Source organism: Marinobacter sp. tcs-11, assembly GCF_002049515.1.
GTDB lineage: Bacteria > Pseudomonadota > Gammaproteobacteria > Pseudomonadales > Oleiphilaceae > Marinobacter > Marinobacter nauticus.
This window is the reverse complement of record NZ_LLYU01000002.1, coordinates 336,486-362,953: the sequence shown is the minus strand read 5'-3', so window position 1 is coordinate 362,953 and position 26,468 is coordinate 336,486. Positions and strand designations below refer to the sequence as shown.

Annotated in this window: 23 protein-coding genes; 6 read left to right on the top strand and 17 right to left on the bottom strand. The window is 57.7% G+C overall.

The window, feature by feature from the left end; all coding sequences use genetic code 11:
- Position 1 precedes the first annotated feature (1 nt).
- The 12 genes from ARC85_RS04410 to ARC85_RS04355 form a co-directional block, all read right to left on the bottom strand.
- A complete protein-coding gene (locus ARC85_RS04410; RefSeq protein ID WP_023010390.1) occupies positions 2–646 on the bottom strand; it encodes an XrtA/PEP-CTERM system exopolysaccharide export protein in 645 nt (214 codons plus the stop codon).
- 64 nt (positions 647–710) lie between these two features.
- Positions 711–2,123: a TIGR03013 family XrtA/PEP-CTERM system glycosyltransferase gene (locus ARC85_RS04405; RefSeq protein ID WP_224848658.1), complete on the bottom strand. Its 1,413-nt coding sequence runs from the start codon at positions 2,121–2,123 to the stop codon at positions 711–713.
- Between the two features lie 143 nt (positions 2,124–2,266).
- Entirely contained in the window at positions 2,267–3,745 is a 1,479-nt protein-coding gene (gene prpD, locus ARC85_RS04400) for a 2-methylcitrate dehydratase (RefSeq protein ID WP_286714356.1), read from the bottom strand.
- 33 nt (positions 3,746–3,778) lie between these two features.
- On the bottom strand, positions 3,779–4,957 hold the full coding sequence (prpF, locus tag ARC85_RS04395; protein WP_011785146.1) for a 2-methylaconitate cis-trans isomerase PrpF: 1,179 nt from the start codon (positions 4,955–4,957) through the stop codon (positions 3,779–3,781).
- A gap of 73 nt (positions 4,958–5,030) precedes the next feature.
- A complete protein-coding gene (gene acnD, locus ARC85_RS04390) occupies positions 5,031–7,655 on the bottom strand; it encodes a Fe/S-dependent 2-methylisocitrate dehydratase AcnD (RefSeq protein ID WP_023010043.1) in 2,625 nt (874 codons plus the stop codon).
- A gap of 8 nt (positions 7,656–7,663) precedes the next feature.
- Entirely contained in the window at positions 7,664–8,797 is a 1,134-nt protein-coding gene (gene prpC, locus ARC85_RS04385) for a bifunctional 2-methylcitrate synthase/citrate synthase (protein WP_113880190.1), read from the bottom strand.
- A 47-nt stretch (positions 8,798–8,844) separates the two neighbouring features.
- Entirely contained in the window at positions 8,845–9,732 is an 888-nt protein-coding gene (gene prpB / locus ARC85_RS04380; RefSeq protein WP_023010395.1) for a methylisocitrate lyase, read from the bottom strand.
- A 17-nt stretch (positions 9,733–9,749) separates the two neighbouring features.
- Complete coding sequence (locus ARC85_RS04375) at positions 9,750–10,430, bottom strand: GntR family transcriptional regulator (protein ID WP_022991114.1); 681 nt, start codon at positions 10,428–10,430, stop codon at positions 9,750–9,752.
- Between the two features lie 92 nt (positions 10,431–10,522).
- The gene (gene mdoH / locus ARC85_RS04370) at positions 10,523–12,628 is read right to left on the bottom strand and encodes a glucans biosynthesis glucosyltransferase MdoH (RefSeq protein ID WP_286714355.1); all 2,106 of its coding nucleotides are present in this window, start codon (positions 12,626–12,628) and stop codon (positions 10,523–10,525) included.
- Entirely contained in the window at positions 12,621–12,878 is a 258-nt protein-coding gene (locus ARC85_RS04365) for a hypothetical protein (protein ID WP_227548803.1), read from the bottom strand. The genes mdoH and ARC85_RS04365 overlap by 8 nt, the downstream gene beginning before the upstream one ends.
- Positions 12,879–12,892: 14 nt before the next feature.
- Positions 12,893–14,431, bottom strand: coding sequence for a glucan biosynthesis protein G (locus ARC85_RS04360; protein ID WP_286714354.1), 1,539 nt, complete (start codon positions 14,429–14,431; stop codon positions 12,893–12,895).
- Between the two features lie 120 nt (positions 14,432–14,551).
- Complete coding sequence (locus ARC85_RS04355) at positions 14,552–15,757, bottom strand: ShlB/FhaC/HecB family hemolysin secretion/activation protein (RefSeq protein ID WP_286714353.1); 1,206 nt, start codon at positions 15,755–15,757, stop codon at positions 14,552–14,554.
- 319 nt (positions 15,758–16,076) lie between these two features.
- Between ARC85_RS04355 and galU the strand changes: the two genes are divergently transcribed.
- Positions 16,077–16,913 carry a UTP--glucose-1-phosphate uridylyltransferase GalU gene (gene galU / locus ARC85_RS04350; protein WP_011785155.1) on the top strand — a complete coding sequence of 279 codons (837 nt, stop codon included), beginning with the start codon at positions 16,077–16,079 and terminating at the stop codon, positions 16,911–16,913.
- Between the two features lie 16 nt (positions 16,914–16,929).
- Here galU and ARC85_RS04345 read toward each other — a convergent pair whose 3' ends face one another.
- Positions 16,930–17,346, bottom strand: coding sequence for a helix-turn-helix domain-containing protein (locus ARC85_RS04345; RefSeq protein ID WP_011785156.1), 417 nt, complete (start codon positions 17,344–17,346; stop codon positions 16,930–16,932).
- A gap of 118 nt (positions 17,347–17,464) precedes the next feature.
- Between ARC85_RS04345 and ARC85_RS04340 the strand changes: the two genes are divergently transcribed.
- Entirely contained in the window at positions 17,465–18,331 is an 867-nt protein-coding gene (locus ARC85_RS04340) for a RibD family protein (protein WP_226596240.1), read from the top strand.
- Here ARC85_RS04340 and ARC85_RS04335 read toward each other — a convergent pair whose 3' ends face one another.
- The 4 genes from ARC85_RS04335 to ARC85_RS04320 are packed head-to-tail and all read right to left on the bottom strand — an operon-like array spanning position 18,332 to position 22,583.
- Positions 18,332–19,303: a lysylphosphatidylglycerol synthase transmembrane domain-containing protein gene (locus ARC85_RS04335; protein ID WP_228223488.1), complete on the bottom strand. Its 972-nt coding sequence runs from the start codon at positions 19,301–19,303 to the stop codon at positions 18,332–18,334.
- The gene (locus ARC85_RS04330; RefSeq protein ID WP_286714352.1) at positions 19,285–21,204 is read right to left on the bottom strand and encodes a glycosyltransferase family 4 protein; all 1,920 of its coding nucleotides are present in this window, start codon (positions 21,202–21,204) and stop codon (positions 19,285–19,287) included. The genes ARC85_RS04335 and ARC85_RS04330 overlap by 19 nt, the downstream gene beginning before the upstream one ends.
- Positions 21,191–21,589 (bottom strand): 6-pyruvoyl trahydropterin synthase family protein, encoded by a 399-nt coding sequence (locus ARC85_RS04325; protein ID WP_153739981.1) that lies wholly within the window; start codon positions 21,587–21,589, stop codon positions 21,191–21,193. Before ARC85_RS04325 ends, ARC85_RS04330 begins: the two co-directional genes overlap by 14 nt.
- Positions 21,590–21,602: 13 nt before the next feature.
- Positions 21,603–22,583 (bottom strand): zinc-dependent alcohol dehydrogenase, encoded by a 981-nt coding sequence (locus ARC85_RS04320; RefSeq protein ID WP_206769659.1) that lies wholly within the window; start codon positions 22,581–22,583, stop codon positions 21,603–21,605.
- A 111-nt stretch (positions 22,584–22,694) separates the two neighbouring features.
- Between ARC85_RS04320 and ARC85_RS04315 the strand changes: the two genes are divergently transcribed.
- The 4 genes from ARC85_RS04315 (at position 22,695) to ARC85_RS04300 (ending at position 26,356) form a co-directional block, all read left to right on the top strand.
- Positions 22,695–23,450 carry a CDP-alcohol phosphatidyltransferase family protein gene (locus ARC85_RS04315; RefSeq protein WP_153739982.1) on the top strand — a complete coding sequence of 252 codons (756 nt, stop codon included), beginning with the start codon at positions 22,695–22,697 and terminating at the stop codon, positions 23,448–23,450.
- A complete protein-coding gene (locus tag ARC85_RS04310) occupies positions 23,431–24,033 on the top strand; it encodes a YceI family protein (protein ID WP_286714351.1) in 603 nt (200 codons plus the stop codon). The genes ARC85_RS04315 and ARC85_RS04310 overlap by 20 nt, the downstream gene beginning before the upstream one ends.
- A 129-nt stretch (positions 24,034–24,162) precedes the next feature.
- Positions 24,163–25,227, top strand: a complete 1,065-nt coding sequence (locus ARC85_RS04305; protein ID WP_286714350.1) for a hypothetical protein — start codon at positions 24,163–24,165, stop codon at positions 25,225–25,227.
- Positions 25,228–25,267: 40 nt separating this feature from the next.
- Positions 25,268–26,356 (top strand): hypothetical protein, encoded by a 1,089-nt coding sequence (locus tag ARC85_RS04300; RefSeq protein ID WP_011785165.1) that lies wholly within the window; start codon positions 25,268–25,270, stop codon positions 26,354–26,356.
- Positions 26,357–26,468: the final 112 nt, after the last annotated feature.

Genomic DNA, 26,468 nt, shown 5'->3' with positions numbered 1-26,468 from the left:
CTCAGAAACTGCGCTCTGGAATGGTAAGAATGTCACCCGGCCGCATGCCGTAGTTGGTTTCAACCCGGCCTTTGTTAAGGATGTCGTCCAGTTTTACGGGAATGGCAACCACCTCGCCCTCAAGCTTCCGATACAGCATGGCGTTGTTCAGCGCGGCAAACTCGTTCGCACCACCGGCATTCAGGAAGATATCCAGAACCGTCATGCCGCTCTGGTGAGGCACTGAAATGGGCTGGCGAACCGCACCGGTTACCCGCACCCGGTCTGTGAATTCATGGCTGCCCATGGAGGTCACAACCACACTCACCTGTGGCTCACGAATGTACTCAGTCAGGGACGTACGAATGGAGCTGGCCAACTCTTCGGGCGTGCGGCCACTGGCCTGCACGTCGCCTACCAGCGGTACGGAGATCTTGCCGTCAGGCCGAACCGGAACGGAGATGCTGAGATCCTCGTTGCGCCACACAGAAACCCGTACGACATCGGTTGCGCCCAGTATGTACTGGTCGACGCTATCGCGGGTATCAACGGCCAATGCACGCTGGATCTGTTCTGAAGAGGAAGCGGAAGGGCCGGCACAACCCGTTGCCAAAGCTACCGCCATGAGGGACACAATAAGCCCTTGGATGAGATACTTCCGTGACATCTTTATTCCTCTCTTGTGAGGTCCGTGCTGTATTCCATGTTCCGGGAACAGCTGACTCCCGAAACTACCTTGATCCTTTTTTGAACAATACCACTTCTACTGTCTGAATTATAATCAACAGATCAAGAAGTAAACTCTGATTCTTGATGTAGTAGAGGTCGTAGCGCAGCTTTTCCCGGGTGTCCTCTTCGTTGTCTGCGTAGGCGAAACACAGCTGGGCCCAACCGGTCAGCCCGGGTTTTACCCGATGCCTTTCTGCATAAAACGGAATTTTCTCAGACAGCTGCTCAACAAACACCGGCCGTTCTGGCCTCGGCCCGACAAAGGCCATGGTGCCATTCAGTACATTAAAGATCTGTGGCAGTTCATCAATCCGCACCTTACGGATAAATTCGCCTACGCGTGTTACCCGGGTATCGTTCTTCTGAGCCCAGACCGCGCCATTCTTTTCCGCGTCGGTAATCATGGAGCGAAACTTGTGCACCTTGAACACCTGGTTGTTCAGACCCACCCGCTCCTGGCTGTAGATCACGGGTGCTCTAAAGCCATCTTCCAGTTTGATGGCGATGGCGGTGAGAATCATGATCGGGAACGTGGCCAGCAGAAGCGTACCGGAAGCCAGTACGTCCAGCGCCCGCTTGCCAACGCCATACACCGAAGAAACCGTGAATCCGTCAGAGAACACCAGCCAGCCCCGGGTGATCATTTCCAGAGCCACCTTACGGGATTCACGCTCGTAGAAGTTGGCACCGTCGATAATGTGCACACCTTCCATTTTGCATTCCAGAAGGTCTTCCATCGGCAAGCCCCGACGGCGGTCGTCCACCGCCACCACAATCTCCCTCACCGGGTGTCGAAGAACGTAGTCATGCAAGGAGGTTGGAAGATTAATGAGGTACTGCTCATCCACTTCCACCGTGTCATCCGGCATGGGAACGAAGCCGTCCAGTGAAAAACCTTTACGGTTGAAGGGAGTGGTCAGGTCCTCGAACATCTGTTTTGCCCGGCGGCCGGCACCCAGCACCAGAACCCGGCGCTTGAAGCGGTCCTTGCCGACCACAGCAAAGAACACCATTCTGGCAATGCCCAGCGAAAATATCGCCAGCACAGTCGCCGATGTCAGTAACCCGAAGCTGCCCAGATACCAGAGCCAGTCATCAGCCACGAAATAGGCAAAGCCGTGCAGCGGTATGGCGAGAATCATGGCCATGATGGTGCGTAGCATCATGCCGGACATGCCTTCTTCCACACGAGACTGGTGCACGCCCAGGGCGATCATGACGATCAGATTGAACAACGCAAAGATCGTGATGGAAGGGAGGACAAAAACAAGATTATCGAGGAAGAATTCGAGCTCGCCGAAGAAGCGGAAAAACACCGCCAGTGCGAACGCAAGGCCCATGACGATCAGATCGATCAGGCCGAGAATAACAAAAGGTAAGTGTATATAGTGTCTGAACAACCTGACGTGGGCCACGTCGACTCCTTGTGCGGTTCACACTGCCTGTACTGCAAGCATCCTTTGCTACACACTGTAACAAACCGTTACGGGATTGTACGGCAATTCATTGAAACTGCAATGTGGGCCACTCGCCCATTTCGTTCAATTTTACAAATATTTTATAGTTGCGACACAAACTCGTGCACCTGCATCACCTCAAGCCGCCCCAGACTCCCACAACTGTCCATAATGGCGTCGCATTGTTGGGCAGGAAAGCGTGTCTGAAGGTTGGCCCGGAATTTCTCCACCAGCAGCGGCATACCTTCCTTGCGCCGGCGTCGGTGCCCTATCGGGTATTCCACGGCAACCTTGTCGGTACTGGAGCCATCCTTGAAGAAAACCTGTATCGCATTGGCGATTGATCGTTTATCGGCCTCGAGGTATTCGCGGGTATATCGTTCATCCTCGATGACCTTCATTTTTTCTCTCAGGCGGTCGATTTCAGGATGGGCCTGGTGAAAGCTGTCTTCGTAATGCTCTGCTGTCAGGTTGCCAAAGATCAGTGGCACCGCCGTCATGTACTGCAGGCAGTGATCCCGGTCTGCGGGATTGGCTAGCTTGCCCTGTTTGGAAATAATGCGAATGGCCGACTCGTGGGTAGTGATCTCTATGCGATCAATGTCGTCCAGCCGGCCCTTCACTTGCGGGTGTAGTCTTACCGCGGCCTCGGCGGCGGTCTGGGCATGAAACTCTGCCGGGAACGAGATCTTGAACAGGATGTTTTCCATCACGTAGGAGCCGAAAGGCTGTGGCAAGGTGAAACGGCGTGATGATTCAGGTTTCAGGGCCTGATCTCGATTGGTCTTGCTGAACTGGACGTCGTAGAAGCCCCATTGTGGCGCCGTGAGCACCCCGGGGACGCCCATCTCCCCGCGCATGGCAATGTCTGCCAGGCGAACACCCCGCGAGGTGGCATCCCCAGCCGCCCAGGATTTTCGGGAACCGGCGTTGGGCGCGTGGCGATAGGTTCGCAGGGCCTGACCATCGACCCAGGCATGAGACAGCGCGGAGAGCATCTGTTCCCGGTTGGCGCCCATCAGTTTGGCACTGACGGCGGTCGACGCCACCTTCACCAACACAACATGATCCAGCCCGACCCGGTTAAACGAGTTCTCAAGGGCAAGTACACCCTGAATTTCATGGGCCAGAATCATGGCCTCAAGAACGGCCTTCATGGCTAGTGGCGCCTGGCCATTGGCAACGCGCTTCTGCGAGAGGTGATCGGCAACTGCAAGAATGGCGCCGAGATTATCGGAGGGGTGGCCCCATTCGGCCGCCAGCCAGGTATCGTTGTAATCCAGCCAGCGGACGATACAGCCAATGTCCCAGGCGGCTTTCACCGGGTCCAGGCGGTATGGAGTGCCAGGCACCCGGGCGCCGTGGGGAACGATCGTGCCTTCCACCAGCGGGCCCAGGTGTTTGGTGCATTCCGGAAAACGCAACGCCAGCAAACCGCAGCCCAGGGTGTCCATCAGGCAATAACGGGCCGTTTCCCAGGCTTCTTCGCTTTCTATGCGGTAATCAAGGGCATAGTCGGCGATTTGTTGCAGTACGTCGTCGTAGTCCGGGCGTTCGTTGAGATCGTAAGTGGCAGACATATTACGGCCCTCCTGTCCCAACTATAGGAGCCATCAGAAGCTGTCGCCAGGTACCCTCACCCAACCTTCCATGATAATCCGCGCACTGCGGCTCATGATCGCCTTGGTGGCAGTCCACTGACCATTTACTTCCTTCGCTTCCGCCCCCACCCGAAGGGTTCCGGACGGATGCCCGAAAGTCACATGGGTACGGTCTCCGCCGCCAGCTGCCAGATTAACCAGCGTACCGGGAATAGCAGAGGCCGTTGCAATAGCCACCGCAGCCGTACCCATCATGGCGTGGTGCAGCTTGCCCATGGACAGCGCCCGAACCAGTACATCGATATCGGCCGCATTGATCTGTTTACCGCTGGATGACACGTAATCCGAAGGTTTGGCCACAAACGCCACTTTCGGGGTGTGCTGGCGACTGGCAGCTTCCGCGATATCCGAGATCAGTCCCATTTTCACCGCGCCATGGGCGCGAATGGTTTCGAACATGGCCAGCGCCTTGGGGTCGCTGTTGATGTCGTTCTGCAGCTCGGTGCCCTTGTAGCCGATGTCTTCGGCATTGATGAAAATGGTCGGGATACCGGCATTGATCATGGTGGCACTCAGGGTGCCGACACCCGGCACTTCCAGCTCATCCACCAGGTTACCCGTGGGGAACATGGCCCCTTCACCATCGGCGGGGTCCATAAACTCGATCTGCACTTCCGCCGCCGGGAAGGTTACGCCATCCAGTTCAAAATCACCGGTTTCCTGTACTTCACCGTTGGTGATGGGCACGTGGGCCACGATGGTTTTGCGGATGTTGGCCTGCCATATACGAACGGTACAGATGCCGTTTTCGGGAATACGCTCTTTGGCCACAAAGCCGCCGTTAATGGCGAATGCGCCTACGGCGGCGGTGAGATTGCCGCAGTTACCACTCCAGTCAACAAAGGGTTTGTCGATGGACACCTGGCCAAACAGATAATCGACGTCGTGATCCGGTTGCGTGGGCGCTGCCAGGATTACCGATTTACTGGTGCTGGAGGTGGCATTACCCAGGCCATCGATCTGCTTTTCGTAGGGATCGGGGCTGCCAATTACGCGCAGCAAAAGCTTGTCTCGCGCTTCACCGGGTACCTGGCAGGCTTCGGGCAGATCTTGCAGGCGGAAGAAGACGCCTTTACTGGTACCGCCACGCATGTAGGTGGCAGGAATACGAACTTGGGGAGCAAAACTCATTGAGCGAGCCTCACTTGAATGAATGTTTCAGGCGGGAGCCAGGAACAGCTCCCGCCTGACCTTGCCATGGCGATCAGGCGGCGCTTTCAGACGCCAGGAAATCCTGGGCAAAGCGCTGCAGTACGCCACCGGCAGAGTACACGGTGACCTCTTCCGCGGTATCCAGACGACAGATCACCGGCACCCGGTCCACTTCACCACTCTTGCGGTGAATGACCAGTTCCAGCTTGGCGCCGGGGGCGGGCTTGCCTTCCACGTCGTAGGTCTCGGTACCATCCAGCTGAAGCGTGTGGCGCGTGGTGCCTTCTTCAAACTGCAGCGGCATCACACCCATACCAATCAGGTTGGTGCGGTGAATCCGCTCGAAGCCTTCGGCGACGATGGTCTCTACACCTGCAAGGGCAACACCCTTGGCCGCCCAGTCACGGGAAGAACCCTGCCCGTAGTCTGCACCGGCAATGATAATCAACGGCTGCTTGCGTTCCATGTAGGTTTCAATGGCTTCCCACATGCGCATGGTCTTGCCTTCCGGCTCCACACGAGCCAGGGAACCCTGCACCACTTCCCCGTTTTCGTCCCGGACCATTTCGTTGAACAGTTTCGGGTTGGCGAGGGTCGCTCGCTGGGCAGTCAGGTGGTCACCACGGTGGGTGGCGTAGGAGTTGAAGTCTTCCTCCGGCAGCCCCATCTTGTGCAGGTACTCACCGGCAGCCGAGTCCATCATGATGGCGTTGGATGGCGACAGGTGGTCTGTGGTGATGTTGTCCGGCAGGATCGCCAGCGGGCGCATGCCCTTGAGCGCGCGCTCGGCGGCCATGGTACCTTCCCAGTATGGCGGCCGACGGATGTAGGTGGACTGCGGGCGCCACTCGTACAGCGGGCTCTTGGCCTGCTCGGCTTCATCCAGGTTGAACATCGGGATGTACACCTGCTTGAACTGCTCCGGCTTCACGTATTCGCCGACAATGCGGTCGATTTCTTCATCAGACGGCCACAGGTCTTTCAGCGTGACTGGGTTGCCATCCTTGTCGTAGCCCAGGGCGTCCTGTTCGATATCGAACCGAACGGTACCGGCGATGGCGTAGGCGACAACCAGCGGAGGTGACGCCAGGAAGGCCTGTTTCGCGTACGGATGAATCCGGCCATCGAAGTTCCGGTTACCGGAGAGAACCGCGGTGGAATACAGATCCCGGTCGATGATCTCCTGCTGGATTTTCGGGTCCAGAGCGCCAGACATGCCGTTACAGGTGGTGCAGGCATAGGCCACGATACCGAAACCCAGTTTCTCCAGTTCTGGTAACAAACCAGCTTCTTCCAGGTACAGGCGGGCCACTTTGGATCCCGGTGCGAAGGAGGATTTCACCCACGGCTTGCGCACCAGCCCCAGCTCGTTGGCTTTCTTGGCCAGCAGGCCAGCCGCCACCACGTTGCGGGGGTTGGAGGTGTTGGTGCAGGAGGTAATGGCAGCGATGATGACCGCGCCATCCGGCATCAGGCCCTTCTTCTCTTCTTCCAGTGCCTTATCCAGATTCACGGCAATGCCGCGATCGTGCAGATCGGACGTGGCGACACGGCGGTGCGGGTTGGACGGGCCGGCCACGTTACGGACCACGGTAGACAGATCAAACTCCAGCACGCGCTCGTACTGAGCCCCGGTCATCTCGCTGGCCCACAGGCCGGTTTCTTTGGCGTACTTCTCAACCAGGTCTACCTGCTCTGGCTCACGGCCGGTCAGCTTCAGGTAGTCAACGGTCTGCTCGTCGATGTAGAACATCGCGGCCGTAGCGCCGTATTCCGGCGTCATGTTGGAAATGGTGGCGCGGTCGCCAATAGTCAGACTGGACGCCCCTTCGCCGAAGAATTCCAGGTAGGCGCCGACCACGCGCTCCTTACGCAGGAACTCGGTAATCGCCAGAACAATATCGGTGGCGGTAATGCCAGGCTGGCGCTTGCCAGTCAGCTTCACACCCACGATATCAGGCAGACGCATCATGGACGGACGCCCCAGCATCACAGTTTCCGCTTCCAGACCGCCCACGCCTACGGCGATAACACCCAACGCATCAATGTGAGGCGTATGGCTGTCGGTGCCCACGCAGGTATCCGGGAAGGCAATCGGGTGACCGTCTTCGTCCGGGCGATTCTGAATCACCGGCGACATCTTCTCCAGATTGATCTGGTGCATGATGCCGTTACCGGCCGGAATCACGTCCACATTCTTGAATGCGGTGCGGGTCCAGTTGATGAAGTGAAAACGATCTTCGTTACGGCGGTCTTCGATGGCGCGGTTCTTCTCGAAGGCATCCGGGTCAAAACCCGGGGCTTCAACGGCCAGGGAATGGTCAACAATCAGCTGGGTCTGAACCACCGGGTTGACCTTGGAGGGATCACCACCCTTCTCGGCGATGGCATCACGCAGGCCGGCCAGGTCCACCAGGGCGGTCTGGCCCAGGATGTCATGGCAAACCACCCGCGCCGGGTACCAGGGAAAATCCAGGTCGCGGCGACGCTCAATCAGCTGCTTGAGGGAATCTGTCAGGGACTCCGCATCGCAACGGCGCACCAGCTGCTCCGCCAGAATCTTGGAGGTATAAGGCAGCTTGGCATAGGCGCCCGGCTGGATGTCTTCTACCGCCTGGCGCGTATCGTAGTATTTCAGTTCCGTGCCCGGCAGGGCTTTACGGTATTGGGTATTCATAGTCTCTCTCAGCTCCGCTTGTCGATGGGCAACCAGTCCTGATGTTCAGGGCCTGTGTACTCAGCGCTCGGGCGGATAATTCGGTTGTTGGCGCGTTGCTCTTTCACGTGGGCGGTCCAGCCGGATACCCGGGACATCACGAAGATGGGCGTGAACAACTCGGTCGGAATGCCCATGAAGTGATAGGCCGAGGCGTGGAAGAAGTCGGCGTTACAGAACAGCTTCTTCTCGCGCCACATGACTTCTTCACAGCGAACGGAAACCGGGTACAGCACGGTATCGCCCACTTCCTTGGCCAGCTTTTCAGACCACTTTTTGATAATGGCATTGCGCGGGTCGGATTCGCTGTAGATGGCGTGTCCGAAGCCCATGATTTTTTCTTTGCGTTCCAGCATGCCCATCAGGCCGGCTTCGGCCTCTTCCGGGGTCTTGAACTTCTGAATCAGTTCCATCGCCGCTTCGTTGGCGCCGCCGTGCAGCGGGCCGCGCAGGGAGCCGATAGCACCGGTCACGCAGCTGTGGATGTCAGACAACGTGGAGGCGCATACACGTGCCGTGAAGGTGGAGGCGTTGAACTCGTGCTCCGCGTACAGAATCAGGGAGACGTTCATCACCCGCTCATGCAGCTCACTGGGCTTCTTGCCATGCAGGAGCTCCAGGAACACGCCACCAATGGAATCGCATTCGGTATTGGCGGTATCAATGCGAATGCCTTCGTGGGCAAAGCGGTACCAGTAGGTGATGATGGCCGGGAACACCGCCAGCATGCGGTCGATCTTGTCGTCCTGCTCGCTGAAATCCTGTTCGGTTTCCAGGTTACCGAGCATGGAGCAACCGGTACGCATCACATCCATCGGATGCGCGTCCTTGGGGATCTGCTCCAGCACCAGCTTCAGAGATTCCGGCAGGTTACGCAGGCTCTTGAGCTTGGTTTTGTAGGCATCCAGCTCGGCCTGGTTCGGCAGTTTGCCTCGCAGCAGAAGGTAAGCCACCTCTTCGAACTGGGCGTTATCCGCCAGGTCGGTGATATCGTATCCGCGGTAGGTCAGGCCGGTACCGGTTTTGCCAACGGTGCACAGGGCGGTTTCACCAGCTACCTGGCCACGCAGGCCAGCGCCACCGAGTTTCTTTGCTTCAGCCATGTTGGTCTCCCAGATTTTCTGTTTATATTTTGTTCAGTTTAACGCAATCAGTCTTTTTTCTGAGCGAACAGCTGGTCCAGCTTCTGCTCGAAATCGTGGTAGTTGAGGAAATCGTACAGCTCCATACGGGTCTGCATCAGGTCAACCACGTCTTTCTGGTCACCTTTTTCCAGAATATTCTGGTATACCGTCAACGCTGCCTTGTTCATGGCACGGAAGGCGCTCAGCGGGTACAGCACCATCGCCGCGCCGGCATCCGCCAGTTCTTTCCGGTTGTACAGCGGCGTGGCGCCAAATTCGGTGATGTTGGCCAGAATCGGCGCATCGATCGCCTCGGCAAAGGCTTTGTAGTCACTCAGTTCGTGCACGGCTTCAGCGAAGATACCGTCGGCCCCGGCTTCGATACAGGCTTTGGCACGGTCAATCGCCGCTTCCAGCCCTTCCTTCTGGAACGCATCGGTACGGGCCATGATGAAGAAGTCTTTGTCTTCACGAGCGTCGGCTGCGGCTTTAATACGGTCTACCATTTCCTCTTTGGAAACGATTTCCTTGTTCGGGCGGTGGCCGCAGCGCTTCTGGGCGACCTGGTCTTCAATGTGCACGGCAGCGGCGCCGGCACGCTCCATCTCCCGAATGGTACGGGCAATGTTAAACGCCCCGCCCCAGCCAGTATCGATATCGACCAGCAGCGGAACATCAACCGCGGCGGTAATCCGGCGCACGTCTTCCACCACGTCATTCATGGTGGTCATGCCCAGATCCGGCAAACCATAGGAGGCGTTCGCTACACCACCACCAGACAGATAAATGGCCTGGTGCCCTACCCGCTCGGCCATCATGGCCGCGTAGGCGTTGATGGTACCAACAATCTGCAGTGGCTGGTTTTCTTTCAGGGCTTTACGAAAACGGGCGCCCGGGGAGAGTTTGTTAGCCATGGGTTTTTCCTCTCTTATCAGATGGTGAGAACGCCTTCTTCGATTTTCTTCTCGATGTTCTGGCGTGCGGCATTAATGTGTCGTTTCATCAGGAATTCGGCGAGTTCGCCATCGCGCTGGGCAATGGCCTCGACGATACGGCGGTGTTCACCCAGCGCCAGATGGGGGCGCCCGGCCGAGGTGCTTAACCGGTAACGGTACATCCGCACCATGTAATAAAGATCGCCCAGAAGCATCTGGGCCAGTTTGGTATTGCGACTGCCGGTGGCAATCCGGTGGTGGAAGTCGTAGTCACCCTCGGCCTGGTAGTAGGCCTGGCCCTGAGCTTCCTCAATCATTTTTTCATGACTATCGAGCGTGGCCAGGAGATCACGGATTTCTTCATCGGGCATGCGTTCGGCCGCCTGACGGGCTGCCAGCCCCTCCATGACTTCGCGAATTCGGTACAACTCAAGAAGCTCTGCGGCACTAACGGACACCACCTTCACACCAGCGTGAGGGCGCCTGACCAGTAATCCACGGGATTCAAGGCGGCCCAACGCTTCACGCAGCGGGCCTCGGGTAAGGTTAAAGCGGGAACAGAGCTCGACTTCGCCGATCTTTTCGCCCGGCGCCAGATCGCCCTTCACAATCGCCGTTTGCAGACAATCAAAGGCCTCATCGGCGCGGGTTTGGGTTTGAAGCTGTGCCTGAATCATGCTTTGTTAACAATCCAGAGGTTATTTAGCGTGAAACTACGCCTGCATCCCCTGATTGTCAACAATTGCGAGTTAGGCTTAAGTATGATTGTTTACAGATCCTGCAAACCTTGCGCGTGCAGTACGAGATTGCGAACGCGTTGCCCCCAGAATGAGTCCGAAGGCGCACTCCAGGCTCGCCGATGCAGGGCTGTCAGTGCCTGCGGGTCTTCCAGCAAAAGCGAAAGCCGGCCCTTTTCGATTCCCCGGTAGCCTCGGCTGACGCAGGCATCGAGCTCTCCCTCAATGACTTCTTTCTTCAGGCCCTTGGCGCCACGCCCGGCGAGGTGACGGTGCAGCCGATTGACCGCAGGGATCAGTACCGCCTGTTCCACCGGTGTGAGAGCAACCTCACTCTCTGCCTCCTCTCGAAAGCCCCGTGCATCATCAAGCATCGGCATACTGGTTCGCTCTTCAGGTGTTAACAATAAGCCCCTGCGACTCAGGGACTCACCGCTGCTTGACCGGCTCAACCAAACCGTTGTTGGCGCTGCCAGTGCCAGAGGGACAGACACGGGTAATGACCATAAAAAGAACATCGGGTCCAGGGTCCAGGCAAAGGCCGACCAGGCACTACCGATGATAAGTCCGGGCAGATGTCGCACAGCAGCCTCCCGCCAACCGGTCTCCTCGGTACGATTCTGGCCAGCCCAACTCAGCCGAACGTTTAACAGGGCCGAAATAACGGAATGACTGTGGGCAAGCATCCGGATGGGGGCAAGCAACACTGAGACGACGATTTCAAGCAACACGCTCGACAACAACCTGAAAAAGCCGCCAAATCCACTCAGAGCCCGATGGGCGACGACATCAACAATGGCCAGAAACTTGGGCAAAAACAACAGCGCCATGGTGCTGACGACCAGGGTGATGGCCCATGTCGGCCGCCATTCTGGCCACAAAGGAAAGGGGCTCTCACGCCCGTCTGGAAAATAATCGATAGGCGCGACGGTCAGTTGCACAGCAGCAATCGTTGTCAGGACCAGGAACAACAACCATAACGGTGACGATGCGTACGCCATAATGCCATTCAAAAAGGCAAAACGATGTGCCAGGCGCAATCGAGGCGAGAATAGCATCAGCGCTGCGTGCTGCAGGTTTCCTTTCGACCAGCGCTGATCTCGGGCAAGCTCGTCATCAAGCGTGGGCGGAGATTCTTCATAGCTGGCCCCCAAAGCCGGTTCCAGCCAGACTTCATACCCTGCTCTCCCCAGAAACGCCGCCTCTACGAAATCATGGCTCATGATCGGCCCTTGCCAGATACCAGCGCCTTTGAGCTTTGGCAAACCACAATGCGCCATAAATGGAGCAACGCGTATCACAGCGTTGTGGCCCCAGAATGCAGCATCCCCCATCTGGATGGCAGCCAGGCCCGTGGCAAAAAGCGGCGAGTAAAGCCGATTGGCAAACTGCTGGATACGAGCAAACGCGGAGCGAGCGTTAATAATGGTAGGAGCAGTCTGAAGGATCCCAACCTGGGGCTCCCGGTTCATCACCTGCACCATGGTCCGAATAGTGTCACCGGCGAGGAGGCTATCGGCGTCCAGAACGACCATATACTGATACTGACTTCCCCAGCGCCTCAAGAAATCAGCCACGTTGCCGCTTTTGTAGTTGAGATTAACCCGACGCCGGCGATAGAAGAGCCGACCCTGAGCGCCGAGCTCTTCCACCAGTTTCAACCAGACCTGCTGTTCTTGCAGCCAGACATCAGGATCCTGACTGTCTGAGAGAATATAAAAATCAAAATCATCCAGGCGGCCTGATCGCGCCAGATCGAGGTAAATGGCTTTGAGCCCCTTCAGCGTCCAGCTTACCGGCTCGTGATACAACGGCATGACAATTGCGGTTTTCGACAGCGGCGTTGCCGCCAGCTCATTCTGAGTATGGCGCTTCAGTAACGATGCCCGATCTCCGCCCAGCAAGCGCAGCAGGAAACCGTATACCGCGATCCAGAAGCCAAAGGCAATCCAAAGGTAAAGTACCGCGAAAACAGCAACGATCAGCCACTCCACCACGTTGCCGCCGTGATAAGGCAGCACCTGGAGCAGAAACCAGGATGCCAGCCCCGTCTGGCCAGCCACAAAAGCAGTCAGTACCAGGCGTCGGATCGTCGCCTGCAGGTGCCAGGGGCGGGACACAGTCGCTGACTCAGTCATCGGTGAAATACCCGATACTGCTGCGGCGAATCGGCGGTGCTACCGGCGGAAGACTTGGCTCATCCAACTCGAAGTAGTCGGGGATGCGGGCCAAAAGGTCCTCAAACCGAACGCTGTGTTCGTTTCCAGCGACGCCGTCCGCGAGTATGGCCAGTGCGCCATTGAACGTTTTACGGTCGTTATTGGCGCCACTCAATTCAAGGTACACCAACAACTTTCCCAGCCACTGGTAAGAGGTTTGCGCGTCCATACGATCCTCCAGGATCAGGGTTCTGCCCGCAGGCCCGTCCCCGGCGGCAAGGAATAGCTCCACGTCTCCGTGGCGACCTCATCATCCACCATCAGAAAACCCCGCAGCTGAAGTATCTGATCCGGCGCGGGCTTGGCCAGGATCGACAATCGCCAATGATTCTCTGGCTCCACCCACTCCACAAAGTGTTCAAGCACCTCAACACCCTCGCCCCCGGTCACTTTGCTGACTACGGGAGACTCCGCGTTGAGTTCCGACAAGGGACCGCCGGCAAAATCCACCAGAATCCGATAGGCACCGGCCTGATCACCGCCGCCTATACGATCCCCTGCGCCGACGAAGGTGTTTACCACCTTGCCGCCGGGATGTGGCGCCACGCCGGGACCGCCGAACTGAATCGAGTAGTTCAGATCACGTGACGTGCCTGCGGACACTTCACCTCCCGGGCTCCAGAACGCAACAATGTTGTCATTGGTCTCGTCGTCCGTAGGTATCTCCACGAGAACCACATTTCCTTTCCCCCAGTCCCCCTCGGCGCTCACCCAGGCGCTGGGCCTGCGCTCATAGCGAGCCTCCAGGTCTTGGTAGTGACGAAACTCCCGATCACGCTGAATCAGACCAAAGCCGCCGACACGACGGACACTGTGGAAACTTGCGGCAAGTCGATCCGGGTTCATCAGCGGGCGCCATAGCCATTCGCCGGTAGCATCATCATGGATTAACAATCCGTCCGAATCGTGCACCTGGGGGCGCCACTCACCAAGCGGCCTGGGAGTATGCTCGCCGTAATAGAACATCGACGTGAGTGGTGCGAGCCCCAGCAACTCGATGTCTTCCCGCATAAACAGGCGGGCTTTCACATCTACCCGGGTCTGCTCCCCGGGATAGACCGTGAACTCATAGGCCCCGGTCAGGCTTGGACCATCCAACAATGCGTAGACACGAACATGGTCGCTGTCGGGAGCGGGGCGCTCCAACCAGAACTCCGTGAAATCAGGAAACTCCTCACCGGTCGGCAATCCCGTGTCTACAGCGATACCCCGCGCAGATAGCCCGAAAGAGGTTTCCTTACTGACGCCGCGAAAATAGCTTGCGCCCGCGAACACAAGGAACTGATTGGCTACGTCGGGACCATCAAAAGGGAACGTCAACTTGAGTCCGGCATAGCCTAGATCGGCCGGCACCCGTTTTCTGAGCGCCTCGTCGTCGACATTGAACAGACTCTTATCGAACGACAGTGGATGGACGCCCTCGCTGTCCACTACGTGGATGCTTACTGGACGGGTGTAAAATTTACCAGCGGGAATGAGCATTACCTGGAAACGGGAATCCCCTTCTCGCCAGAGGCTTTTTGAAGGATCAAAGCGGATAGACTGGTATTCGTCGTAGCTCAGGCCTGCCATGAAGTCGGGAATTCCAGGGACCGGCTCGTACGCCGCACTCGCCTTCGATTTCGCTTTTTCCACAACATCCTGAAACTGGAACGCCTGGGCATAAAGGGGAGCAAACAAGAACAATCCCAGAACCACCAGACCTACTTTCCCTGCGTGCATCGTTTCCTTCCTCGGTTCACGGTTTGTCCATTCAATGTAGCACCGCGCCCGAGGGCTGCTACAAGTGACAAGTTCGTAAGCGAATCGAAATCAAATGAAACGACGTGAGCCAGAGCAGCTTCAGATCTGCAAGCTCATGGTAAAGCGGACATCCGGTTGATCAGGTACGGTTATGGCATCTGTGGTTGTGTTCAGCACCCGCCCCAGGCTGACATCGGCGCTGAACTGCCGCGCAGATAGCCCCCATGAGAGCTCTCCCGACGTAACATGCCCCGCCTGATGCTGCTGAAATGACTCATCGGGAATCCAGCCGCGCAGAACAGAAAGGCGGACACTGGACGACAGCCTGGGAAAAAACGGAATATCGAATTCCGGGCTACGGCTACCCAGGCGCAGCCACCCACCTTCGGCTACGCTAAGTGACTGGCCATTGAAACCCGCCACCAGCCCTGACCCGGCAACCCTCAGGTGCTGAGAACCCGGAATATCGGCAGACGCCAACTGGTATTCCCCGTCCAGTCCCCAGTGCCAGGCCAGTAACTCTCGGTCAAGCGATGCACTGAGAACCATGCGCCCAAACTGCTCTTCACGCCGCCCCTGTTCCGAATCGGTCGCACGCTCTATCTCGGCCTCAATACCCGTGACCGCACGCAGTCCGCTGCTCAGGTCAAAACCACCGTACAGATTGTGATGTCCGTTAGCCTCAAACCCCACAGTCGATAACTGGTAACTGGAACGATGCACTTCATCCGTTCTTCGGGTCCAGTACTGGTTTACGGAAGAGTATCCGGCACGGCCGAGGAACTGATAGCCGAACGTAGAGAACAGGGCCCGCCTGCCGGTGATAGTGAGATCCCGGGTGCGTCCTTCTTTCTGAAAACGGGAACCGTCTGCCCTGGACACCTCTTCATAAGCGGTATTCCGGAGTTCAATATCCAGATGGTTACGCCCTACCGGAAGGCCATAACTGAAGCCGAGTACTCGGCGCTCATTGCCCACCCGATAGGTCTTGGCGTCACTGTAGCGCACGCCGGCACGATGATTCGCCCAGAAAAGACCATTCAGGCCCACGTTCAGCGCCCCATCTCGATGATCCGTGTCCCGGTTGGTACGCCCGGAAAACTTCATCTTGGAGCGCAGCCAGTGTTCACGGGTCAGCTTCAGACTGTTCTCGGGAAGCAACGCCTGCCGGCTGGTTTCAGGGGTATCACCATCGAGCGCCGTCTCTGAACCATAGGCTGGCAGACACAAGCTCGCCGTCGCGCACAAAAACAGTGCAGACAATGAGAAGTGACGAACAGGCAGTTTGAAGATCAATGGCGGCACTCTGGAAAACCCGAAGCAATGTCAATTTCATGTAAACCCATTAATTCGGTGCAACTTTAAAAGATAGGCCGCTCTCAGGCCACCATTATCATCATAAATTTACAATTTTAATGTTACGTAAAATCATGTAGTTAAAAGCGGGACTGAAACAATTTTCTAGGCATTTCAGTCACCCCGGACAGATCGGAACCAGTCGACAGAATTACCAGAAATCAACACTCGGAAATGAAACCCTCCAACTCAGCATACAACTTGGTTACACTTGGCACGCTTTGTGGGTAAACAAAGCGGTAAACCACCTGATTAAGGACGAACAATCATGATCAAAAAGTGCCTCTTCCCGGTTGCCGGATACGGCACCCGTTTCCTTCCGGCCACCAAGGCCATGCCCAAGGAAATTCTGCCGATCGTTAACAAGCCACTGGTGCAGTACGGGGTGGAGGAAGCCGCAGATGCCGGCATTCATGAATTCGGCTTTGTCACCGGCCGCGGCAAACGCGCCATCGAAGATCATTTTGATATCAGTTACGAGCTTGAGCACCAGATTGCCGGTACCGGCAAGGAAGGCCTGCTTACCTCTATCCGGGATCTGATCAACAACAACTCTTTTGCCTTCACCCGTCAGAATGAAATGAAGGGACTGGGCCACGCCATCCTGACTGGCCGCAACCTGGTGGGCGACAACCCGTTCGCGGTTGTGCTCGCGGATGACTTCTGCGTGGGCCCGGAAGATGGTGACGGCGTTCTGACCCAGATGGTCAAACTGTATAACCAGTTCCGCTGTTCCATTGTGGCCATCGAAGAAGTACCGGAAGACGAAACCCACAAGTACGGTGTGATTGCGGGTGAATCCATGAAGGATGGCCTTTACCGTATTACCGACATGGTGGAGAAACCAGCACCGGAAGACGCGCCCAGCAACCTGGCGATTATCGGCCGCTACATTCTGACCCCGGACATTTTCGACATTATCGAGCGTACGCCGCCGGGTAAGAATGGTGAGGTTCAGATTACCGATGCCCTGCTGGAGCAGGCGAAGAATGGTTGCGTGCTGGCCTACCAGTTTAAAGGTCAGCGTTTTGACTGCGGCAGCATTGACGGTTTCGTGGAGGCCACCAACTTCGTTTACGAGAACATCTACAAGAAGGGAAAATAGAGGCGACCCGGGCCCTTTAGCGCCCCAATAGCTGCAACACCATGCGCCGGTTATCTGCACTTGCCTTGCGGAACCGGCGCAACAGCTCGGTTTCGTCATCACTGAGCTGGATTCGATTGATCTCCTGCTCAAGCTCTTTCAGCGCCACTGAGAGATCATCACTGTTGCTGAACGCCAGCCCCGGCAGTTCCAGTTGTCCATCCTCACCGTCATCGTCCATATCCAGCAGACGTTCCAGCGGTGTTTCGGTTTTCAGGCAAAAATCCAGCAATTCACTAACCCCGGGGTACCCTCTCTGGCGTGCGTCCGTCGCCTCCCAGCTGCGGACACGGGCCTCGTCCACGCCACACATTTCGGCCACATCCCCCAGGGACAACTGGCCCTGCTCCCGAATACGACGCAGACGACGGTTAAAAGATTGCAGGTACCGCATGGCTCCGTGCCCCTGAAAAGTTGGCCGAAAAAGTGAATCAAACCGGAAATGTATCGTACATATAGCTTTGGACACAATCTGCCTATACTGAAACGAACAACGAACGAGCAGGTACCACATGGCAAATGACGCACTGGACACCGATAACGCCTGGGATCTGGTACTCAGCGCGATCAACCGGAGCAATATCACCCTGCCCGTGCCCGGTTCTGATCAACCCGCGGTGAAGATCAACGGCAAAAGCTGGGAACTCATTCAGCCAGCCACCGAGCAGGCACGAAACCTGTTGTCGCTGTTTCTGCCCTTGTGTCAGCCCGTCAGCAGGAACAGCCGCGTGATCGGCCAACTTGGCCAGAGCCTCGATGGACGGATCGCCACGGTCACTGGGTGCTCCCGGTTTATCAACGGTGACGACGGCATTACCCACCTGCACAGAATCCGCGCCCTGTGTGACGCGGTGGTGGTCGGCGCTGGAACGGCCAGCACCGACAATCCGCGCCTGACCGTGCGCCGAACCTCTGGCCGCAACCCGGTGCGCGTCGTGATCGACCGCCGGCAGCGGGTGCCTGCCAGCCACCACCTGTTCACCGACGGCGATGCTCCTACGCTGCATCTGATTGCCGGCGATTATCAGCCAGGCCAGAAAACGCTGGATCCGACCGGGGTTACAACAGTGCCTTGCCTGGGCTCCGCAGAAAACGAAGCCCCTGCTTCTCCCGAACGTATCCTGCAGGTGTTACAGGATTTTGGACTTCGCAAGATTTTTATCGAGGGCGGAGGCGTTACCGTCTCGTCCTTCCTGAAGGCGGGATTACTGGACCGCTTACACGTGATGGTTGCCCCCATGATCATCGGCAGCGGCCGGCCTGCGTTCTCCCTGCCGGAGATTGACCAGCTGGATGAGGCGCTTCGCCCAAAAGCCCAGTTGGTGAATCTTGGTAGCGATATGCTTTTTGATCTGGCATTCGACACCGCCAAACCCTGATTACCGGCGGAACAGCAGCGCCAGGGCACCCGGCAGACTCACCAGAAACACCGCCGCACCATAGCCAACACTCAGCGCCACGCCCTGCTCTGCCGGCAGCCCCACCAATGGCCATAGAATGGCCGCCACGCCCTCTCTGACGCCCCAACCAGACACCGTTAACGGGACCACCATGGCCAGTAACAGTAGCGGGCACAGGGCCACGACCAACAGCCAGGGTGTGCCGTCGGCAAACAAGCCCATGCCCGTGGCCATCAACATGAACACCGCCATGTAGGTCAGGAAAACCAGAAACGAGGTACCAACCTGCACCAGGGCATTCCGCCAACCCAGAAAAGCCCGACGCACATCCCCCCGTAATCGTCGGACATAACGCCTGAACCGGGCCCCGAACCCAGTCATAGAGACCAGCAACACCCCGAGCACGGTCAACGCGGGCAGAACCAGCCAATAGCCCAGGTTCAGGGATACGCCTGCGTCACCGAACTGGCTATTTAACTGCCCGGTCCACCAAAGCCCGGACACCGCAATCAGTACAACCGGTACCAGCACCAACTGGCCTGACAGGCGCTCCAGCACAACCGCATGGACAATCGCCAGTTGCTGCAAACGCTTCGCCGAACGGCTGTGGCGCCAGGCTCGATTTACGTCCCCCATCACGCCCCCGGGAAGCACCTGATTCAGAAACCCGGCCAGGTAATACTCCCGAAAGGCAAAGCCAAAATCCATGGCTACACCGAGCCGGTTCGCGGTATACCGCCAGCGCCAGGCCGACAGTGCGATCTGAATCAGCGAGACCACCAATACCGCAAGGATGATCGTCGGCGAAACCATCGCCAGTCTCTGGGCGAGCCTATCGATGTCGACGAAAACAAGGACAATCCCCAGGAGCAGCAGGGTGACACACCAGCGAAACACTCCTCGGCCAAAGCCGGGGACCGGCCTCTCCGGGTTCAGGCCTGCTTCGGCCATGCCAGCAGATCCGAATGGCTCACGGTGATGGCGAGGGCGTCGGCATCCAGCTGTTGCCGCCGGGTTTCAAGCCAGGATTGGATGGCGTTCGCCTGTTCCGGCTGCTGTTCTGTGGCCGCCTCAGCCCAGCCCTCAAGCAACATGGCGGCGAGGTTTGCCTGTTCACCCGTCAATACCCAAGGGCTATCTGCCGTCTGGATTTCGTAGCCCTTGCCGGACATTAAACGACTCAAACAGGGCGTGGCGTCCGGGCCGAGCGCGGCACCGCTGCCCTTCTCCCGGTGTTGATGAGCATTGACCAGAGCGCGCAGTTCGTCATCGAAGGGATGAGCAGGTTCCAGAGCAAATAATCCGCTGTAAGTGATGACGACCAACAATGCCGCCTGACGTTTGGCCACCGCTGCAGACAAGGCGCTCAACCAGGGTTCGGAAACCAGGTCGATCAAGGCCGAAGACGTCACCAGGTCCGCGTTTTCGGGCAACGCCGTACTGAGGTTATCTTTCGTCAAGACCATTGTTTCCAGCACAGCCGGTGCATCCAGTTTTTCAACCCGCTGAAGGGCGATCCCGGCCAGGGTTTGGTCCGGCTCAACCAGCGTCCAACGCTGGGGTACCGGTAGTCTCGGGCAAAGGTAGACGGGATTGGAGCCTCGCCCGGTGCCCAGATCCACAAAGTGAAGAGGCGCGCCCGGTTCACTACCTGACGCCCGGCAGTCATATCGTTCGGTAAGCCATTCGGCGAGCCGGGCCGTCAGCCCCGCATCACGGGCCTGGTGATCGGCGGGCTCCCTTGCTTCCAGCCAATCCGCGGCAAATTGAACCGGGTTACGCGGCCTGCCCTTTTCCAGGCCGGAAAGGAAATCTTGCGCGGTTTCAGACCAGCGACGGATCTCGCACCGGGCCTGCATGGCGCCCGCGACCAGTGTCTCAAGGGCGTCCGGTTCGGCAAGCAGCCGGGTCAATTTGGTGGCCAGAGCCGCTACATTGCCCGCTTCATACAACGCAACGCCTGGTTTGGCGCCAGTCGAAACCAGCGCGCCGCCGTTGGAACTCAACACGGGCAGCCCGGCTGCGAGAGCTTCATCGATGACCATGCCATAGCCTTCGTAAAGCGAGGGAAACACAAACAGATCGGCTTGCTGATAAGCCGTCAGCACATCTGCTTCTTCCAACTCGCCAGCAAACTCAACACGGCTTTCCAGACCGGATTCTCGGACCAGGGCACGAACACCCGAGGCATAATCCGTGGCTCGCTCCGCACTGCCAACCAGTGTCAGGCGCCAGTTCAGTTGCGTGAGTTGAGCAAGCGCCTGAATCAGCTGATGCTGCGCTTTTCGGGGTGACAGATGACCCACACACAACAGATGAATCGCCCTGGTGGCATCACGCCGGTTAATCAGGGGCGCTTGCTGAAAAAAAGCGTCGTCGACGGCGGGCAAGGCGGTGGTCACTCGCGCCGGCGTCACTCCGAATGCCAGCAGCCGTTCCGCGGTGTAATAGCTGGTGGTGAATACGGCGCCAACACAGGCCAATGCCGTCGTTTCCGAGTGCTTGAACCAGGCCTGCTCCTGCTCGCTCAGGCCGTTCTCATCCGCCAGCGGGTGATGCACCAGCGCCATCAGGTTCAGGCGCCTCTGGTGTCGCTGTAAAACCTCAGGCAGGCCGCCCATGGCCAGGCCATCCAGCACGACCCGGGTTCCGTCTGGCAAGCCCGCAAGGAACCGATCCAGCGACTGCCGGGCAATGTCATCCGGTTGGGGAAACGTCCCTTCCAGGCCGGTTAACTGTACCGGAATGCCCGCCTTGGCCAACGCCGAAACCAGGCGCCGAACATAACGGTAACCGCCGGTGTTCTGGCCAGGGTCTCCCGGCACCACGAACCAGAGTTCAGATGCCGGCATGGTAGCTGGCCCACGCGATATGCGACTCGCTGAGGGTCACTTTCAGGCTGACCACGCCCTTGCCATCCTCGCCCAGGCGCCCGACGTGAATGGCCGCCGCCATGCGGTCGAACACCACCTTGGCCATGAACTCCGTGGTGGTGTTTCGTCCCGCAAACTGGGGAATATCATCCAGGTTCTTCATGTTGAATTCCGACAACACGTCCTTGAGCAACACCGAAGCCTGCCCGATGTCGACAATCAGGTCGTTGTTGTCGAGTACGTGGCGCTCGAAAGTAACATCTACCACATAGGTTGCCCCGTGAACGCCCTGGGCAGGCCCGAAAATCTCACCGTTAAAGCTGTGGGCGATCATCATGTGATCACGAACGGTCAGGCTGAACATGGTCTCTCCCTGGTTAGTAAACGATTCGGTGGCAAAGCGCATCGGCGCCCGGCATCAGGATATCTCTGGCGACTTGCGGAAGCTGGTCAAAGCTCGACTCTCCACTGATCAGCGCATCCAGAACCGGCTCTGACAGCAGGGAAAGCGCCAGCTTCAGGCGGCGGCGATGGTTCCAGCGCGGCCTCCGCTCCGGCGATAGCTGCCCCACCTGGCTTGATTTCAGAGTCAGCCGGTTCGGGTGAAACGCGTGGCCCAGCGGCACGGAAACAGGCGTGTCGCCATACCAGCTCAATTCAACCACACGGGCATCCGACCCCGCCAGCGCCAAGGCTTTGGCCAATCCCGAGGGGTGCCCTGAGGCATGAAAAACCAGGTCACAGTCCTGGATATCCGGCTCGGTTGTGAACGGTACGCCAAGTGCTTGAGCCACCGATCTTCGCCCTTCATTGGTATCAACCGCAATCAATTCCACGCCGGGAATGCGATTGACCAGCCAGGCCACCAACAAGCCCACTACGCCCAGGCCGATCACCGCGACTCTGTCACCAATGGCAGGCTGCCCGTCCCAGACGCCGTTGATGGCGGTCTCCATATTGGCTGCCAGCACTGCTCTCTCAGCTGGAACCTGGGCTGGCAAAGGCAGAACTGCGGATGCGGGCACCGCGTATCGCTGCTGGTGAGGGTGGAGGCAAAATACGTTCTGCCCCAGCAGGGCTTCCGGCCCGTCCACAACCTCTCCTACACTGGCATAGCCGTATTTCACCGGGAACGGAAAGTCACCTTCCTGAAACGGTGCCCGCATTCGCTGATATTCGTTTTCAGGAACCTGGTTGTTGTAGACGAGGGATTCCGTCCCCCGGCTGATGCCGGAATAGCGGGAACGAACGATCACATACGGTGTTTCAGAAGCGGGAAATGTCGGCTCGGGCACTGGCCCTAACCTGGCCTCCTGATACCCGGTAATCCAAAAGGCAGTGTTGTTCTCAACGTCCATGAATAGTCCATTTTATGAATGGCCGCGTACGCAAAAGCAGTCTCTCCAAACTATAGTCATAGAATGGGAGCTTGCGAACGCCACTCACAGGCTATACGGACGCAATGGCGTATGGATTCCACCAGCACCTCAATGAAAGGAAGTTTCAGCCCCATCAGTGATCTGATCCTGGGAATGCTGGGCCTGGCTGGCGTTTCGTTTTTTCTGGCCAAAGCCTTTGGTCTGCCAACCGGCTTCTGGCTAATCACCTTTGCGTTCTATCTCGGGCAAAGTGTCCTTATCCTCCGGCACTGGCGGTGGAGGGCCGACTTCGGCTGGGCCAACCGCGCCACGCTGCTGCGCTCGGTTCTGGTGCTGGCGCTGGTTGGCTGGGCTCCGTTCCTCGGCGACCACTCATCTTCAGCAACTTCACCCGCGCTCTGGAGTTATGCGGTTATCAGCCTGATCGCCCTGTTGTTGGACGGTGTCGACGGCAAAATCGCCCGGGCAACAGGAAGCCATAGCGCCTTCGGTGCCCGTTTCGATATGGAGCTGGACGCGCTCTTTATCCTCGGGCTGTGCGTTGCCACACTGGCTCTGGAGAAAGCCGGTAGCTGGGTACTTGCCCTGGGTCTGATGCGCTATCTGTTCATATTGGCCGGTTGGCCGTTGCCCTGGCTGAATAACCCGCTGCCAGACAGCTTCCGACGGAAGACCATCTGTGTCTGGCAGGTGGTCACTCTGATGGTAGCTGTTGTTCCCATTACCCCTGCACTGTTTGCCAGCGTAACACTCGGGCTCGCTCTGGTATTACTTGCCTGGTCCTTTTTTCTGGACGTGCGCTGGCTCTTCCAAAGGAGACAAAATCATGAAACTGTCATTTCCTGAAGCACTGGCAACCTCGATTCTGCTGACGATGGCTACGAGTGTCTATGCAGAGCCGGCGAAGTTCGAAGTGGACGAAGAGCACTTCTCCATGAGCTTTGAAATCATGCACATCGGCTACGCCCCGGTGATGGGCATGTTCCGGGATATTGAAGGTCAGTTTGAATACAACGAAGAAACCGGAGAACTGAATTCCGGGAAGCTGGTTTTCAAAGCCAGCAGTGTCTTTACCAACCACGATAAACGGGACGACCACCTCCGCAAGCCCGATTTTCTGGACGCCAGCAAACACCCGGACATTACCTTCGTAGTGAGTGACTTTGAAAAAACCGGGGACAATACCGGCATAGTGACCGGTGACCTGACCTTGCTGGGGCAGACCCGGCCGGTCTACGTGAACGTTACCCTCAACAAAGCGGCGGAGTATCCCATCGGTCATGAGGACTACACCCTGGGCATCAGCGCAGAGGCTGTCATCAACCGCAGCGATTGGGGCATGACCTACGGCCTGGAAAACGGACTGGTGGGAGATGAGGTGCGGCTGCGCTTCGGCTTTGAGGCCATCAAAGACAGTGGCTGGTTCTGAGTTTGAGAACCGTCTCGCAAAACGACACAAAACCTCTGCTATTCCGGCCTAATTTTTTGCCGTTTAAGACAATCCGATCCTATGGTTAAAAGTTAACCAAGCCTTCAATAACAATAACGGGGTCTGACAATGCCGTACCGGGCATTAAGCCTAACCCTGGCCATCACCGCCGGTGTGGCCGGCACCGTGTGGCTGCTCTCTGCCGAGAACGAGGGCAGCTTCCGGGGCCTTCAGCAAGACACCACCACTTCCGTTCCGGAAACGGTTTCCAGTCAGGAGTCGGCCGCCGAGGCCAAACCTGCCGCGCCTGTTTCCAAACCACCCTCCGATAACGCATTGGGGTTCATGCTGGCAAGTGTCGCAGACGAATACCAACAGACCATTCGGTACCCGGACTATTCGGTGCCGCTGACCAAAGCTCAGGCAGAGGCTTACCAGGGTAACCGCTACCACCCGGTCGTGCTTCCGCTGGAGGGCGATGGCAGATTTGTAGTGACGCTGGACAAATTCCGCTTCAGCCAGGGTGAGCCGATTCTGGTGGTAGCGTCCCTGAAAGGTCGCCAGGTGTTCGGCCAGTCTCTGTCCGCCACCCTGGAGACCGCCGTAGAGCGGGACCGGGTAGCCTCTGCCGAGCTGGAGAATGCAGACCCCGGTTATTTCCAGGGCGCCGTCAGTTCCGATCATCCCCCCGGCGAGTACCGATTGATTGTGGAGGCCCGGGTAGACGGCAAGCCCGTTCGACATGTGTCTTCACTGACCATTGAACCCGATCTGGGCAGCTTCGAGGGTCTGGAGACTGCCTATGTGTCTGGGAACGACCTGGTCATCCCTGTGCGCTTCGATCCGGAGCAATCCGGCTATTACGCCCTCTCTGCCCAGCTCTACAGTGGCGAAACCCCGCTGGCCCAATTGCAACAGGAAACGTCTCTGGGCAGCAGCTCGGCCGTCATTCGCCTGAAAGCCCATGGCAGCGTGTTAGCCAATCGCGACATTCAGGGGCCCCTGCAACTACGGCATTTGCAGATACGCCGTTTACCCGCCACCCCGGGCGACCGGACCGATTACGCCTTCGGCCCCGAGGAAGGCTATGAATTTTCACCGCCGGATCTGGACGGCCTCCGAGACCAGCCGGCGATGAATCCCGAATCAGAACAACGTGCTGCCCTGCTGCGGCAACTGGCGGACAAGTTCTGATAACACCACAACAATAAATCGGAAAGAAACGGAGCAACCAATGACAATGAAAAGAAGAGGATGCCTGACGAAAACCGCCCTTGCGACAGCGCTGGCTGGCGGCCTGTTTGCCACTGGCGCAAGTGCGCAGTTGGCCGGCCACAATGTGATTCTGGTTCACGGCTTCATGATGGATGATCTGTCCAATCCACCGGCCAACTTCCAGGAAGTCCAGCAGGCCGGCGAAGATAACTGGCGGGAATACTGGCTGAACCGGGCCGAAGCCCGTATCGACTGGGCCAGCAATGGCCGGGTAGAAGGTCAGATCGCCCAGCAGGCTTTTCAGCAACTGCGGCAGATCAGTCAGCAAGGGCTGTGTAATGACTACTGCGTTGTTGTTACCCATTCCACCGGCGATCTGGTAACCCGCCATCTGCTGGAAAACCAGGCGCGCTGGCTGCAATCGGAAGGCCTGCAACCGCTGAAAATCCTGGCAGTACTGGACATGGCCGGTGCCGGTGGTGGCACGGAACTGGCCGACCTGGCCGTGAGCATTGCCTACAACGACAGCTGGTACAACTGGCCGGTGAAACAGGCGGTCAAAGCCTTTACCGGCATTGACCCGGAGCCGGATAATCTGGGTGTGGTCAACGACCTGCAGACCAACGTTGCCCGCAACCTGGCCGTCAGCCCCAACAGCATTCCGCGCCTGCGGTTCGTTGGCGGTGGCTCATCCTACGGCGGCATCACCAAACCCTTTATTGATGGCACCGACGATGGCGTGGTTCCCACCCATTCAGCCTGCGGAGCAACCAGTGCCAGCGGCATTGATTCCTGCTCCAACAGCATCAGCCTGGCCGGTAAAGTCAGCGGACAGAACGGCCCGTCCGGGTTGTATTACAACCACTACCCGGTGCTTATGAGCGAGGGCGCCAACCATGGCGACGTGATCAATACCCAGACCGGCAACACCGCTGTCCCCGTGGTGAACAACACCACTCTGAACGGCCTGCGTGTGGACTTTGCCAGCCGCACCTACAATCAGCGTGCGTGGTGGCAGTTCTGGGGCTCTGGCGACCAGTACATTGAAGTGCCGAACTCCAGCCAGACCAGTCTGTCCAATCTTGTATACACCACACTCAACAACTGATCGATCGTTGTTACAATGGCTCAGGGATGAGCCACTCCCTCGGTTTTCGCTGCTATCTTTTTTAATTCGCAAACTATAGATTGAGCCCTCTGATTTTTGTTGATGCCGGTTC